This is a genomic window from Variovorax sp. GW531-E2, from assembly GCF_059423125.1.
Window position 1 is genome coordinate 127,243 of sequence record NZ_JBWKXQ010000004.1, and the last position, 13,934, is coordinate 141,176.

Sequence of the window (13,934 nt, forward strand, 5' to 3'; positions counted from 1 at the left end):
GTTAGGTCGGGCCGAGGACGGGGCTGGCCATCAATGATGCATCGAAAGCGGAAGGCGCCGGCTCATTGGCCGCCACCGGCTGCAGGCGCACGCCATGGCGTTCGCGCAGGGCGGCGGCGCAGGCGCTGAGTTCCTGGTGCGCGCGGGTCGCGTCCCAGCCGAGGGCTTCGGCGGCCACGGCGGCGATCTCGGCGAGCGCGTCGTCGGTGACCAGCCCGCGGATGGCCAGCAGCGTGCGGCGGATCACGAGGTCGTCCAGGTGCACGACGCCGGTCTCCATGCACAGGTACGAGAGTTCGGCCGCCGAGTACTCGGGCGCATGGCGCAGCGGCGTGTCGCCCGAGGCCGCGAGGCGCTGCGCCAGCGGCAGCGCCTTCGAGCCGTAGCGGCGCAGCAGGCCCAGCGCCCGCGCGCGGCCCAGGCCCGAGCCGGCCGTCATCTTGTCGATGAAGCGTTCGGTGGCGGCCGCGTCGGCCGGCAGCTCCGCGCCGCCGCCGATGGGCAGCGACTCGGTCGAGGCGGTGCGCGAGCGGCCCAGGTGGCGCAGCACGTGGTCGGTGGCTTCTTCGGCCAGGGCGCGGAAGGTGGTCCACTTGCCGCCCACGAGGCCGACGATGGGCACGTCGCGCGTGGCGCTCGGCGGGTCGACCACCACCGAGTGGTCGCGCGAGATCTGGCCCGGCTTGTCGGCGTCGGAGCGCGCCAGCGGGCGCACGCCGACGTAGGTGTAGATCACGTGGTTGCGGTCGAAGGCCATGTTCGGGAACACCTCGCGCAGCACGTCGATGAGGTAGTCGATCTCGGCCGGCTCCGTGACGATCTGGTCGGGGTCTTCCACCGGGATGTCGGTGGAGCCCACCAGCACGCGGTCGAGGAAGGGGTAGACGATGCACACGCGCCCGTCCACCGCCTCGAAGTAGGCCATGCGGCCTTCGAGCGCGTCGCGCAGCGCCGGGTGGTCGAGCACGAGGTGCGAGCCCTTGGTGCCCATCACGCGCGGGCCGGCGCCGCCGAGCACGGCCGCGCTGCGGTCGAGCCAGGCGCCGGTGGCGTTCACCACGGTGTCGGCCGTGACGCGCACCAGCGCGCCGGTGATCTCGTCGCGCAGCGTGAGGATGTTGCCCGCGCAGCCCGTCACGCGGCAGTAGTTGGCGGCGGCCGAGCGCGGCTGGTCGCGGCAGGCGTCGCCGATGAGCTCGAGGATCAGCCACTCGGGATGGCTGATCCAGGCGTCGAAGAAGGTGGCGGTCCAGCGGATGGCGGCGCGGAACAGGCGGCGGTCGTTGGTGGGCACGCGGCTGATGCGGTGGCCCGGCATCACGCGCTGGCGGCGGCCCAGCAGGTCGTACAGGCGCAGGCCCGCGGCCACGGCCAGCAGGCCGCGCGTGCGCTGCGGCGGCGTGCGGCCGAAGAACTTGAGCGCGCTGCTCAGCAGCCCGCCGAAGAAGCTCGACAGCGGCACCACGGTCTTCAGCGGCTGCACCAGGTGCGGCGCGTTGCGCAGCAGCAGGTTGCGCTCGCGCGTGGCCTCGGCCACCAGCGAGAAGCTGCCGTTTTCCAGGTAGCGCAGGCCGCCGTGGATCATGCGCGAGGGCGCGCTGCTGGCGCCCGCGCCGAAGTCGCCCTTGTCGACGATGAGGCAATCGACGCGCTGCAGCGACAGGTCGCGGAACACGCCCACGCCGTTGATGCCGGCGCCGACGATCACCGTCGAAAAGTGGCGGCCCTCCAGCGAGGCTGGGCGGACGAAAGGCAGTTGCCACGCGCTCATGACGCACCGCCCGAAAGATGGTTGAAGACAGGAGACATGCGATCGATCAGTTCGTTGAATTCGGCGTTGAAATCGGCATGGGCCCGCGCGTCGCGCGCGTCGGGTTCGATGAGTTCGCAGGGCGCGCGCAGCGGACTGGCGGGGCCCGCGTCGTCGAGGTCCTGCGACATCGCGGCATAGAGGGCGGCGCCGCGCGCGCCGGTTTCGTCGTCGGCGCAGCGCTCGACCGGATGGCCCAGCAGCGCCGCGAGCAGGCGCACCAGGCGCGCATCGCTGGCGCCGCCGCCCAGCACGCTGGAGGCCGACACCGGCAGGCCCTGCGACGCCAGGCGCGCGGTGTGGCGCGCATGCAGCGCGGCCACGGCATCGACCACGGCGCGCGCCATGTCGGCGGGCGTGTGGTGGCTCTTGAGCCCGACGAAGCCGGCCGTGATGCCGCCCCCGCCGTTGATGAAGGGCAGGAACCGCAGCCCGTTCGCGCCCAGCGGCACGCCCATGGCCAGGTCGACCACGGCGCGCGCATCGGGCAGCCCGAGCGCGCCGGCCAGCCACGCGATGTTGGCCATCGACGAGGGGCTGTTCTCCATGTACAGGCGCTCGCGCGTGCGGCCGAAATTGACGAGCGCAGCGACCTGCGGCTGCGGCTCGATCACCGGGCCGATGACGGCGTTGACGCACCACGTGCCCAGCACCGACACGGCACGGCCGCGGTCTTCGGCGCCGATGGCGGTCATCGAGGCGAGCAGGTCGATGGCGCCCATCGCCACCGGAATGCCCGCGGGCAGGCCGCACAGCGCCGCTTCGGCCGCGCGCAGCCGGCCCATCGTCTGGCCGCTGGGCACCAGCGGGCCGAAGGCGCGCGGCCCGAGGCCGTCGATGCCCGCGACCTCGAAGGCCAGGGGCGACCAGTCGCCGATGGCCAGCGAGAGCAGGCCGGCGGTGCTGGCGTCGCTCGCGTCGGTGGCGATCTCGCCGGTCAGCAAAAAGCCGAGGTAGTCCTTGGCGAACAGCAGGCGGTGCAGCTCGCCGCGCTGCACGGCGTCGGCGCCCAGCAGCTCGGCCGCGATCACCGTGGGCTGGCCGGGCCAGGGGCGGCAGCCGACGTCCGCGAACAGCCGGTCGCCGTGGCGTGCCGAGAGGGCGAGCGCGCGCGCATCGGCGCGCTGGTCGGTGGAGGCGACGGCGCGGCCGCCGACGAGTTCGTGTTGTGCATCGAGGGCGTACAGGCCTGCGCCGTGGCCGGTGCAGCCGATGGCGCACATGTCCGCCGCGCGCGGGCCGAGTTGGCGCGCCACGTCGCCGAGCACGTGGGTCAACCCCGCGCGGATCGCCGCCGCGCCCACCTCGCACCCGCCGCCGGGCAGCCGCGCATGCCGCAGGGGCAGGCGCGACACGGCCAGGCTGCGCCCGCTCCCCGCGTCCAGGGCCAGCGCCTTCAGGCTGCTCGAGCCCATGTCGATGCCGATCAGTATTTTGGTCTTCATGTCATAACAGCTTCGGCGGAAAAAAAGGCTGTCACCAGTAGCGTTTCCCCTAGTTATCGGGAGAAACGGCCCGCCATTACATTCTAGCCTGTCATAACAACTGTCGTGACACCACGGTCCACAGGTCCGCCACCCAACGGCGGGCCGAAAGCTCTGCCAGTCAACGTGAGGAGACAAAGAATGAGGCGTAATTTCCTGAAGTCCGCGGCCGCTGCCGGTATCGGCCTGGCCGGTGCGAGCGCGTTCGCGCAACAGCAAGCCGCAGCCCCCGCGGCAGGTGCCGGCCTGCGCGGCAATGCCAGCGACGTCTACGTGATGAACGTGATGGTCTCGGGCGTCGAGTACTGGTTCCCGGTCTACGAAATGATGAAGCAGCTCGGCCGCACGCTGGGCGTTCGCACCCGCTACACCGGCACGCCGGAATACGACGTGAACAAGCAGCTCGCATCGTTCGAACAGGAACTGGCGCGCAAGCCCGCCGGCATCCTGCTGCACCCGATGAACCCCGATCCGTTCATCGAACCCATCAACCGCGCCGCCGCGATGGGCATCCCGGTCGTGACCTTCGCGGCCGACTCGCCCAACTCCAAGCGCACCTCGTTCATCACCTCCGACAACGACCGCGAAGGCAACCAGGCCGCCGACGCCATCGCCGCTTCGCTCAACGGCAAGGGCGAGTACGCCGTGCTGGAGAACCCGGGCCAGGACAACCACGACCGCCGCATCGCCGCCTTCGTCAACCGCATGAAGGCCAAGCACCCGGGCATGAAGCTGGTCGGCCGCGCCGCCAGCAACCAGGACCCGAACAAGGCCTACCAGGCCGTGCTGAGCCTGGCGCAGGCCAACCCGAACCTGGGCGCGCTCTTCATGCCCGAGGCCAACTCGGCGCTCGGCGCAGCGCAGGCCAAGGTCGAGACCAAGAAGAACATCAAGGTGATGTGCTGCGACGTCAACGCCAAGATCCTGGACATGATCAAGTCGGGCGACGTGTTCGGCGCCATCAACCCGAACCAGGGCATGCAGGGCTACATGGGCATGATGATGCTGTTCCTGGCCAAGAACCCCGGCCTCATCGACCCGATGAACGACGCCAAGCGCAACGGCACGAACCCGATGTCGGTGCCCTTCCTGGACAACGGCCTGGCCGTGGTCAGCAAGGCCAACGCCGACGACTTCTACTGGGACAAGTACCTTGCCCGCCGTGGCACCAAGGGAATCGGCGAGTGAGCACCCCTGCCGCATTGCTTGAACTGCGCGGCATCGCGAAGCGCTTCGGCGCTTCGCGCGCGCTCTCGGGCGTGGACTTCTCGCTGCAGGCCGGCGAGATCCACGCCCTGTGCGGCGAGAACGGCGCGGGGAAGTCGACGCTGATGAACATCATCGACGGCATCCACCAGCCCGACGAAGGCGAGATCGTGCTGTGCGGCCAGAAGGTCGTCATCGACGGTCCCGCCCACGCCATGCGCCTGGGCATCGGCCTGGTGCACCAGGAAATCGCCCTGTGCGCCGACGCCACCGTGGCCGAGAACATCTTCATGCCGGAAATCAACGCCGGCAAGCAGGCGTGGATGAACTTCTCCGCCTTGAACACGCGCGCCGCGACAGTGCTGGCGCGCCTGGGCCAGGACATCGACCCGGCCGCGCTGGTGCGCGACCTGAGCATTTCGAGCCAGCAGCTGGTGGAGATCGCCAAGGCGCTCACGCTCGACTGCAAGGTGCTCATCCTCGACGAGCCCACCGCCGCCCTCACCGACAACGAATCGGCCGCGCTCTTCCGGGTGCTGCACGACCTCAAGGCGCAGGGCATCGGCATCATCTACATCAGCCATCGCATGGCCGAGATCTTCACGCACTGCGACCGCGCCACCGTGCTGCGCGACGGGCGCAACGTGCACAGCGGCCCGCTCGAAGGCATGACGCCCGACGAGCTGGTGCGCCGCATGGTCGGGCGCGACCTGGGCAACTACTACCCGCCCAAGCAAGCCGGCGCTGCCGCTGACGCGAACGCCGGTCCCGTGCTGGAAGTCGACGGCATCGCCGACGACGATCGCGTGCACGGCATCTCCTTCACGCTGAAGCGTGGCGAGATCCTCGGCATTGCCGGGCTCATGGGCGCCGGGCGCAGCGAGCTGGCCGAGACCGTGTGCGGCCTGCGCCCCGCGCGGCGCGGCGCCGTGCGCCTGAACGGCAAGACGCTCGCCATCCGCAAGTACAGCGACGCGCTACGCGAAGGCATCGCCTACCTCAGCGAAGACCGCAAGGCGGCCGGCGTGTTCCTCGACCTGCCGATCGCGCAGAACATCTCGTCGATGGCGCTGCGCCGCGTGAGCTCGGCCCTGGGCCTGCTGCAGCGCGCCACCGAACACCGGCTCGCGGTGCAGCTGGGCGCCAAGCTCAACCTGAAGTCGGACGGCGTGGCGATCGAGGTGTCGAGCCTGTCGGGCGGCAACCAGCAGAAGGTGGCGATCGCCAAGCTGCTGGCCACGCAGCCCGCGGTGCTGCTGATGGACGAGCCCACGCGCGGCGTGGACGTGGGCGCGAAATCCGAGATCCACCACATCCTGCGCGACCTGGCCGACCAGGGCGTGGGCGTGGTGGTGATCTCTTCCGAACTGCCCGAGATCATCGGCCTGTGCGACCGCGCACTGGTGATCCGCGAAGGGCGATTGGCGGGCGAACTGGCCCATGACGAGATGACGGAGGAAGCCCTGCTGCGGCTGGCCTCCGGACTTTGCGAACCCGAAGAGGCAATGGCATGAACTTTCCGACCAGAATCGACGCAGGCGCCGCGGCCACGGCCACGGCCGGCTCCCTGCAACCCCGCCGAACAGGAGACCCCGTGAAGCAGGCCAACAAGCTCACGAGCATGCGCGAGGCCGGGCTGGTGCTGATCATCGTGGCGCTGTGCGTTGCGATGAGCTTCGCATCGCCCTACTTCCTCACCTGGGACAACGTGCGCGCGATGCTGCTGTCCTTCTCCATCGAAGGCATCGTGGTGGTGGGCATGACCATCCTTCTCATCGTCGGCGGCATCGACCTGTCGGTGGGCTCGGTGGTGTGCTTCGCGATGGTGGTGACCGGCAAGCTCTTTCTCATGGGCATGGACCCGTGGCTCGCGAGCCTGGTGGCCATCGGCGCCAGCGGCCTCATCGGCGCCATGATCGGCGGCTGCGTCACGCGCATCGGGCTGAACCACTTCATCGCCTCGCTGGCCTTCATGGTGATCGTGCGCGGCCTGTGCCTGGCGCTCACGCAGGGCACGCCGCAGTCGCTGTTCTCGCTGCCGGCCGAGTTCAAGTTCATCGGCCAGGGCACGCTGTTCGGCGTGCCGGCCGTGATCCTGATCTTCCTGGCCATCGTGATCGTGAGCGACTTCGTGCTGCGCCGCTCCACCCTGCTGCGCCGCGTGTTCTACACCGGCAGCAACGAGAAGGCCGCGCTGTACGCCGGCATCCGCGTGGGCCGCGTGAAGTTCTGGGTCACGGTGCTGTGCTCCGCCTCGGCGGGCCTGGCCGGCGTGATCTACACGGCGCGCTTCGGCGCCGCCACGCCGACCTTCGGCATGGGCATGGAACTCAACGTGATTGCCGCGGCCGTGATCGGCGGCGCCAGCCTCAAGGGCGGCTCGGGCACCGTGCTCGGCGCCGTGCTCGGCCTGGCACTGCTGTCGGTGGTGACCAGCTCGCTGATCCTGCTCGACGTGTCTCCTTACTGGCAGGACGTGATCAAGGGCCTGATCCTGCTCGCGGCCGTGACCATCGACCACATCCTGAACACGAGAAAGACCAAGCGATGAGCAGCGCAACCCCAATGAAGAAAACCACCCTCGGCCCCTCGGGCATCGAATGCTCGGCCATCGGCCTGGGCACCTGGGCCATGGGCGGATGGATGTGGGGCGGTGGCGACAACGCAGCCGCCGTGATCGCCATCCAGGCCTCGCTCGATGCGGGCGTGACCCTGATCGACACCGCGCCGGCCTACGGTCTGGGCCGCTCCGAGAGCATCGTCGGCACCGCGCTCAAGGGCCGCCGCCACGAGGCCGTGATCGCCACCAAGTGCGGCCTGGTGTGGCACACGCAGCAGGGCACGCACTTCTTCGAGGAAGACGGCCACCCGGTGTACCGCTACCTCGGACGCGACTCGATCTTCCATGAATGCGAAGAGAGCCTGAAGCGCCTGCAGACCGACTACATCGACCTGTACATCACGCACTGGCAGGACCACACGACGCCCGTGGCCGAGACCATGGACGCGCTGCTGGCGCTCAAGAAGCAGGGAAAGATCCGCGCCATCGGCGTGAGCAACGCGACGCCCGAGATTCTTTCGGAGTACCTGAAGCACGGCCCGGTCGATGCGGCGCAGGAGCTCTACAGCCTCATCGACCGCGGCATCGAGACCACGCTGGCGCCGCTGTGCGCCGAGCACAACGTGGCGGTGCTGGGCTACTCCTCGCTGGCGCTGGGCCTCTTGGCCGGCCCCATCGACCCCGCGCGCGAGTTCAAGGGCGACGACCAGCGCGCCACCAACCCGCGCTTCAGCGAAGCCAACCGCGCGAAGCTGAAGGCCTTCTTCGACACGCTGGAGCCGCTGCGCACGCACCTGGGCTGCTCCTTCGGCCAGATGATGATCGCCTGGACCGTGGCTCGCGGCACCGTCTCGGTGGCACTGTGCGGTGCGCGCGTGCGCCAGCAGGCCATTGAAAACGCCGGCGCCGGTGCGGTCGTGCTCGACAGCGAAGCCCTGCAGCTGATCGACGCTGCGGCCAAGCGCCACCTGGACGCGCTCGCCTGAGCGCGCGCATTTCTTCCCTTCCTTTTTCCTCAACACGGAGTTCTTCCTTCATGTCGAAAGACAAGACCGCGCGGCTCAACCGCCTGCTGCACAACGGCCGCTGCCTGGACATCGCCCTGGACCACGGCGTGTGCAACGAACCCACCTTCCTGGACGGCCTGGAGGACATGCCCGGCGTGATCGACAAGCTCGTGGCCGCGAAGCCCGATGCGATCCAGCTGAACTACGGGCAGTCCGACCTGCTGCAGGACCGGCCCGGGCGCGATCGCCCCGCGCTGGTGATGCGCCTGGACATGGGCAACCCCTACAACGCCGTGCACCACCGCGTGATGTGGGCCGTGCTGCAGAACCAGGACGACCCGGTGCTGCCTGCCGTGCAGCGGGACGCGGCCTGCGTGGTCGTCAACCTGTTCATGCTGCCCGACGAGCCCGACCTGTTCCGCCAGTGCGTGCAGAACATCGCCCGCGTGCGCGCCGACTGCGACCGCTACGGCATGCCGCTCATGATCGAGCCGCTGGTGATGCAGGCGCCCACGGCCACCAGCCGCTACATGGTGGACGGCGACGCCGAAAAAATCGTCACGCTCACGCGCCTGGCGCGCGAGATGGGCGCCGACATCGTCAAGGCCGACCCGACCACCGACGCCACCGACTTCCACCGCGTGGTGCAGGCCGCGCGCTGCCCCGTGCTCGTGCGCGGCGGCGGGCGCGAAGACCTGCAGCAGGTGTTCGCGCGTTCGCGCGTGCTCCTGGACCAGGGCGCCGTCGGCATGGTGTACGGCCGCAACGTCTACCAGCACGCCAACCCCTCGGCGGTGGTGAGCGCGCTGATGGCCATGATCCACGACGGTGCCAGCGCCGAAGCGGCCTGGAACCTCTACGAATCGGGCGGCGTGAAATAAGAGCGCCCAGGCGCCGGTGCCTTCCACGCGGAAGGCGCCGGCGCCAACCAGCGGGAGAGCAAGACAGAAGAAGAAGTGGACGGCGGACAACGCATGCGTTGCCCGCCGGGGGCGCGCCTGCGCGTGCGCTTTCCCTGCAAGCGACCGAGTGACTCGAGAGAACCAAGGACAAGAGGGTTCCCTGCGAACTTCAAACAACCTGGAGGCGACGATGAAGATCCGGTATTTCCTGATGGCGTTCCTGGTGCCGTGCGTCACATTGCTGACGCATGCGGCAATCACCGGGGTCAGTCCGATGACGACCCTCAACAAGATGGCCACGGCGGCTGCCGCTGTCGTGGCCGACCCGCTCCCGCTGCAGGGGCCGGGCCTGGGCAACCTCACCTACACCTCGGCGGAACTGTTCAAGCCGGTGTCGATGATCACCAGCGCCGCGCACCCGCTCGACCCGGCGCACAGCGACGCCTACGAGGCGCGCGACGTGCCCGCCACGTACCCGGGCCGCAAGGACTACGGCATGAACGCCGGCATCATGGTCAACGGCTACTTCCTCACCTCCTTCGCGCCGGACAGCGGCCTCGGCCCCGGCGGCTTCCTGCTGTACGACGTGTCGAACCCGCGCCAGATCAGGCTCGTCAAGAAGATCTACGAGCCCGATGACGCGACAGGCGGTCGCACCAAGGAATTCCGCGAGACGCACTCCTTCGGCACCGCGAAGATCGGCGGCAAGACCTACGTCGTGCTGCCCAGCATCAACGGCGTCGAGTTCTGGGACTTCACCGACATCAACGACATCAAGCAGGTGAAGAAGCTGGCGCTGCCCGGCGTCAACTCGGGCGACTACGAGAACGTGTCCTGGCAGCTGTGGTGGCAGGCGCCCTACCTGTACGTGGCCTCGGCCGGCCGGGGCATGTTCATCGTCGACGCGACGGACCCCGCGAACGCGGTGGTCGCCAACCGCGGCGCCGGCAAGCCCAACCCGGTGCCCACCGGCGAGCTCGGCGGCTTCCGCCTTGGCCCGATCTTCACCATGGGCAACCACATGGTGCTGACCGCGATGGAAAGCAACGGCGGTTTCGCGAGCCTGGACATCTCCGACCCGCTCAACCCCAAGGTGCTCGATTCCATCGCCGGCGCCACGCCGTTCTATTACGCGACCTGCTTCGACGGCAAGAGCGTGCACGCCTCCGCGCGCGGCAGCGGCGCCAAGATGTACAGCTACGACCTGAGCGACCGCTCGCGCTTCGTGGCCGAGGACAACCGGCTCGTCATCGACGAGCAGCTGTACTGCGCCACGCAGGACAACTACGTCATCCAGGGCGCGCAGACGCGCATCCACAAGGTCGACGTGAGCAACCCGCTGAACCACGTGGAAGTGGGCCGCGGCAGCATCCTGCGCGAAGACGACCCGAACTTCTCGCATTCGGACAACGGCCAGGTCGCGATGTTCGGCAACCTCGTCTTCGTGGGCAACGACCACGGCTCGGGCAGCGGCTTCGTCGTGCACGCGGTAGACCCCGACACCACCAAGCCCGAAGTGAAGCAGGTCTCGCCCGCCAACGGTGCGAAGCAGCAGGCCCTCAGCTCGCGCATCGGCCTGGGCATGACCGACAACATCCTGCCGGAGAGCGTGAACAGCAACACCTTCATCGTGCGTCCGGTGGGCGGCAACACGCTGGCGGGCACCTACAGCGTGCAGCTGGGCATCGTCAACTTCCATCCCGCGCAGCCGCTGCTGCCGGGCACCAGCTATGAGGTGTTCCTGCCGGCCAACGGCGTGAAGGACTATGCGGGCAACGCCATCGGCGCCGACTACCGCTCCACCTTCAACACCGGCAACGCCAGCGACATCAACCTGATGCACCACTGGCCGCTGACGGGCAACCTGGGCGACCAGATCGGCGCCAACAACGGCACGCCCGCCACCGGCGATGCCTTCGAGAGCATCGGCCTGAACTTCGCGAACCGCACCGCCGGCGTGCCGCTGAAGAACGACACCGTGGCCAGCGCGCTGGGCGGCACCGCCTCGCTGAGCTTCTACATGAAGACCACGCAGGCCGGCGCTGCCAACTCGTGGACCGCGCCCGGCATCTTCGGTCGCGACCAGTCGGGCGGCACCGACGACGTGTTCTGGGGCTGGCTGGACACCGGCGGTCGCATCAAGCTCTCGGTGGGCAACGACGGCGGCACCACCTCCACCGCGGCCGTGAACGACGGCAACTGGCACCACGTCGTGCTCACGCGCGACGCGGCCTCGGGCGCGCAGGCGGTGTACGTCGACGGCGTGAAGACCACGTCGACCGGGCCGACCGGCACCAAGGGCCTGTCGACCAAGTTCCAGGTCATGGGCCAGATCCAGGGCAACACCGCGCTCTTCAAGGGCACGCTGGCCGAGGTGCGCGTGTACGGCCGCGTGCTCGGCCAGGCCGAAGTGGACACGCTGCGCGGCCAGGCCATCATCGGCGACCCGGGCCTGGGCGGCGGGCCCAAGCTGGTCAACGGCCAGCTGAGCTTCAACCCCGCGACGCTCGGCGCCAGCGGCGTGCAGTTCCGCTGGAACTTCGGCAACGGCACGCAGACGGCCTTCTCGAACCAGCCGAACACGAGCTACACCTACACCACCCCCGGCCACTACACGGTGACCCTGACGGTGAAGGACAGCAGCGGCCGCGAGACCTACTACACCTACAACGTGACCGTCATCGCGCCGGTCACCGCGACCGCGCCCACGCACACGACCAACATCGCGGGCGATGCGAGCCGGGTGTACTCGGTGAACCCCGACAGCGGCACGGTGGCCGCCATCGACGCGCAGACCCTCGCCAAGCTGTGGGAAGTGCGCGTCGGCGACGAGGCCAAGACGCTGGCTGTGGGCCCCGACGGCCGCATCTGGGTCGCGGTGCAGGGCGAGGACAAGCTGGTGGCGCTCAACGCCGCCGACGGCTCGCAGTCGGTGTCGATCCCGCTGGCCTACGGCAGCGGTCCCTACGGCGTGGCCTTCACGCCCAACGGCGCCAAGGGCCTGCTCACGCTGGAAAGCAAGTCGGTGCTCATGAGCTTCGACCCGAGCAACGGCGCCACCACCGGCGCGCTGGCGCTCGAGGGCGGCGTGCGCGGCATCGCCGTGAGCGCCGACTCGCAGGTGGCCTACGTCACGCGCTTCAAGTCGAAGATGACGGGCGGCCAGCTGCACAAGGTGAACCTGCAGTCGCTGACCGCGCTGCAGACCATCCCGCTGCCGGTGGACACCACGACCGTCGACACCGAGAGCCGCGCGCGCGGCGTGGCCAACTACCTGAGCCAGGTGGTGATCTCGCCCGACGGCTCGCGTGCCGTGCTGCCTTCGAAGAAGGACAACATCGTGCGCGGGCGCTTCCGCGACGGCAAGGACCTGCCGCACGACCAGACGGTGCGCTCCATCCTGTCGCAGGTGAACCTGCAAAACGCCGCCGAGGTGTTCTCCGAGCAGATCGACTTCGACGACCGCGCCCCCGCGCGCGCCGCGCTGTACTCGCCGGCCGGCGACTACCTGTTCGTGGCGCAGATGGAAGGCAACCGCGTCGCCATCGTCGACAGTTACACCCGCGCGATTCGCGGCGAGATCAACGCCAGCAGCGCCCCGCACGGCCTGTACCTGGACGCGGCGCGCAAGCGGTTGTTCGTGAACAACTTCCTGGCGCGCTCGGTGTCGGTGCACGACGTGGCGAAGGTGCTGTCGGCCGAGACCAACGCGGCGATCTTCCTGCAGAACGTGGCCACCGTGGCGCAGGAGCCGATGGCGGCCGCGGCGCTGCGCGGCAAGCAGGTGTTCTACAACGCAGCCGACCGGCGCATGAGCAAGGACAATTACATCTCCTGCGCCAGCTGCCACGCGGACGGCGGCGACGACGGCATGGTGTGGGACTTCACCCAGCGCGGCGAGGGTCTGCGTCGCACCATCAGCCTGCAGGGCCGGCGCGGCACCAGCCACGGCAAGCTGCACTGGACGGCCAACTTCGACGAGGTGCAGGACTTCGAGAACGACATCCGCAACGAGTTCGGCGGCACCGGTTTCCTGAGCAACGCCGACTGGGCCGCCACGCAGGCTCCGCTGGGGGCGCCGAAGGCCGGCAAGAGCGCGCAGCTGGACGACCTGGCCGTGTACCTGGGCTCGCTCAACAAGTACATGCGCAGCCCGGCGCGCGCCGCGGACGGCAGCCTGAGCGTGGACGCGGTGCGCGGACAGACCGTGTTCAACACGGCCCAGTGCGCCACCTGCCACACGGGCGCCACCTTCCGCGACGGCCTGCGGCACGACGTGGGGACCATCCAGGCCTCGTCGGGCAAGGGCAGCAACCAGCCGCTGGCGGGCGTGGGCTTCGACACGCCGACCCTGTCGGGCACCTGGAACACCACCGCGTTCTTCCACAACGGCCAGGCGGCCACGCTGCAGGACCTGCTCGCGGGCGGCCACGGCAACGCCTCCAGCCTGCCGGCGAACGATGTGGTGGCGCTGCGCGAGTACGTGCGCTCGCAGGACACCGCCCCGGCGGTGGTCACGCGGCTGCGCTCCGACCTCAACCCGACGATGTGCGTGAACATCAAGGGGGCCTCGACCACCAGCGGCGCGACGGCGGTGCAGTGGCCGTGCGGCAACGCGGGCAACGAGAAGTTCACGATGACGCCCGTCACCGGCGGCTACGTGCAGTTCATCGCCGAGCACAGCGGCCTGTGCCTGGCGCAGAACGGCACGGCGACCACGAACGCGGCCGTGGTGCAGGTGGCCTGCTCGTCGGGCAACACGGCGCAGTGGAGCCTGGTGGGCGGCACGGTGCGCAACCGCGCCTCGGGCTCGTGCCTGGACGTGCCGAACGGCTCGACCACGCAGGACACGGCGCTGATCACCTGGACCTGCAACGGCGGCAACAACCAGAACTGGACACAGCTGCCGTAAGCTCTTCGCTTCGCGCCTGAGCCCAGGCCGGCCGTTTCGACGGCCGGCCTTTT

General features: G+C 69.3%; 8 protein-coding genes. 6 read left to right on the plus strand and 2 right to left on the minus strand.

The features are described 5' to 3' along the window. Position 1: 1 nt before the first annotated feature. Positions 2-1,771, minus strand: a complete 1,770-nt coding sequence (locus AC07XP_RS04680) for a glycerol-3-phosphate dehydrogenase/oxidase (protein ID WP_139704282.1) — start codon at positions 1,769-1,771, stop codon at positions 2-4. After that, on the minus strand, positions 1,768-3,255 hold the full coding sequence (locus AC07XP_RS04685; protein ID WP_495263966.1) for an FGGY family carbohydrate kinase: 1,488 nt from the start codon (positions 3,253-3,255) through the stop codon (positions 1,768-1,770). The genes AC07XP_RS04680 and AC07XP_RS04685 overlap by 4 nt, the downstream gene beginning before the upstream one ends. Before the next feature lie 180 nt (positions 3,256-3,435). On the opposite strand from AC07XP_RS04685, the gene AC07XP_RS04690 reads away from it, so the two are divergent. The 6 genes from AC07XP_RS04690 (at position 3,436) to AC07XP_RS04715 (ending at position 13,881) form a co-directional block, all read left to right on the plus strand. Next, positions 3,436-4,482, plus strand: coding sequence for a substrate-binding domain-containing protein (locus tag AC07XP_RS04690; protein WP_056584185.1), 1,047 nt, complete (start codon positions 3,436-3,438; stop codon positions 4,480-4,482). Next, complete coding sequence (locus tag AC07XP_RS04695) at positions 4,479-6,014, plus strand: sugar ABC transporter ATP-binding protein (RefSeq protein ID WP_495263967.1); 1,536 nt, start codon at positions 4,479-4,481, stop codon at positions 6,012-6,014. The genes AC07XP_RS04690 and AC07XP_RS04695 overlap by 4 nt, the downstream gene beginning before the upstream one ends. Then, entirely contained in the window at positions 6,011-7,051 is a 1,041-nt protein-coding gene (locus AC07XP_RS04700) for an ABC transporter permease (protein WP_070063424.1), read from the plus strand. Before AC07XP_RS04695 ends, AC07XP_RS04700 begins: the two co-directional genes overlap by 4 nt. 14 nt (positions 7,052-7,065) lie before the next feature. Then, positions 7,066-8,046: an aldo/keto reductase gene (locus AC07XP_RS04705; protein WP_307696892.1), complete on the plus strand. Its 981-nt coding sequence runs from the start codon at positions 7,066-7,068 to the stop codon at positions 8,044-8,046. A 50-nt stretch (positions 8,047-8,096) separates the two neighbouring features. After that, a complete protein-coding gene (locus AC07XP_RS04710) occupies positions 8,097-8,948 on the plus strand; it encodes a class I fructose-bisphosphate aldolase (RefSeq protein ID WP_070063426.1) in 852 nt (283 codons plus the stop codon). Between the two features lie 211 nt (positions 8,949-9,159). Then, entirely contained in the window at positions 9,160-13,881 is a 4,722-nt protein-coding gene (locus tag AC07XP_RS04715) for an Ig-like domain-containing protein (protein ID WP_495263968.1), read from the plus strand. The last annotated feature ends 53 nt before the right edge of the window (positions 13,882-13,934 follow it).

What these genes read in the sequence shown, in the direction of transcription:
- AC07XP_RS04705 (WP_307696892.1), top strand. Translation starts at nt 7,066, where the DNA reads ATGAAGAAAACCACCCTCGGCCCCTCGGGCATCGAATGCTCGGCCATC.
- AC07XP_RS04715 (WP_495263968.1), top strand. Translation starts at nt 9,160, where the DNA reads ATGAAGATCCGGTATTTCCTGATGGCGTTCCTGGTGCCGTGCGTCACA.
- AC07XP_RS04685 (WP_495263966.1), bottom strand. Translation starts at nt 3,255, where the DNA reads ATGAAGACCAAAATACTGATCGGCATCGACATGGGCTCGAGCAGCCTG.
- AC07XP_RS04700 (WP_070063424.1), top strand. Translation starts at nt 6,011, where the DNA reads ATGAACTTTCCGACCAGAATCGACGCAGGCGCCGCGGCCACGGCCACG.
- AC07XP_RS04690 (WP_056584185.1), top strand. Translation starts at nt 3,436, where the DNA reads ATGAGGCGTAATTTCCTGAAGTCCGCGGCCGCTGCCGGTATCGGCCTG.
- AC07XP_RS04710 (WP_070063426.1), top strand. Translation starts at nt 8,097, where the DNA reads ATGTCGAAAGACAAGACCGCGCGGCTCAACCGCCTGCTGCACAACGGC.
- AC07XP_RS04680 (WP_139704282.1), bottom strand. Translation starts at nt 1,771, where the DNA reads ATGAGCGCGTGGCAACTGCCTTTCGTCCGCCCAGCCTCGCTGGAGGGC.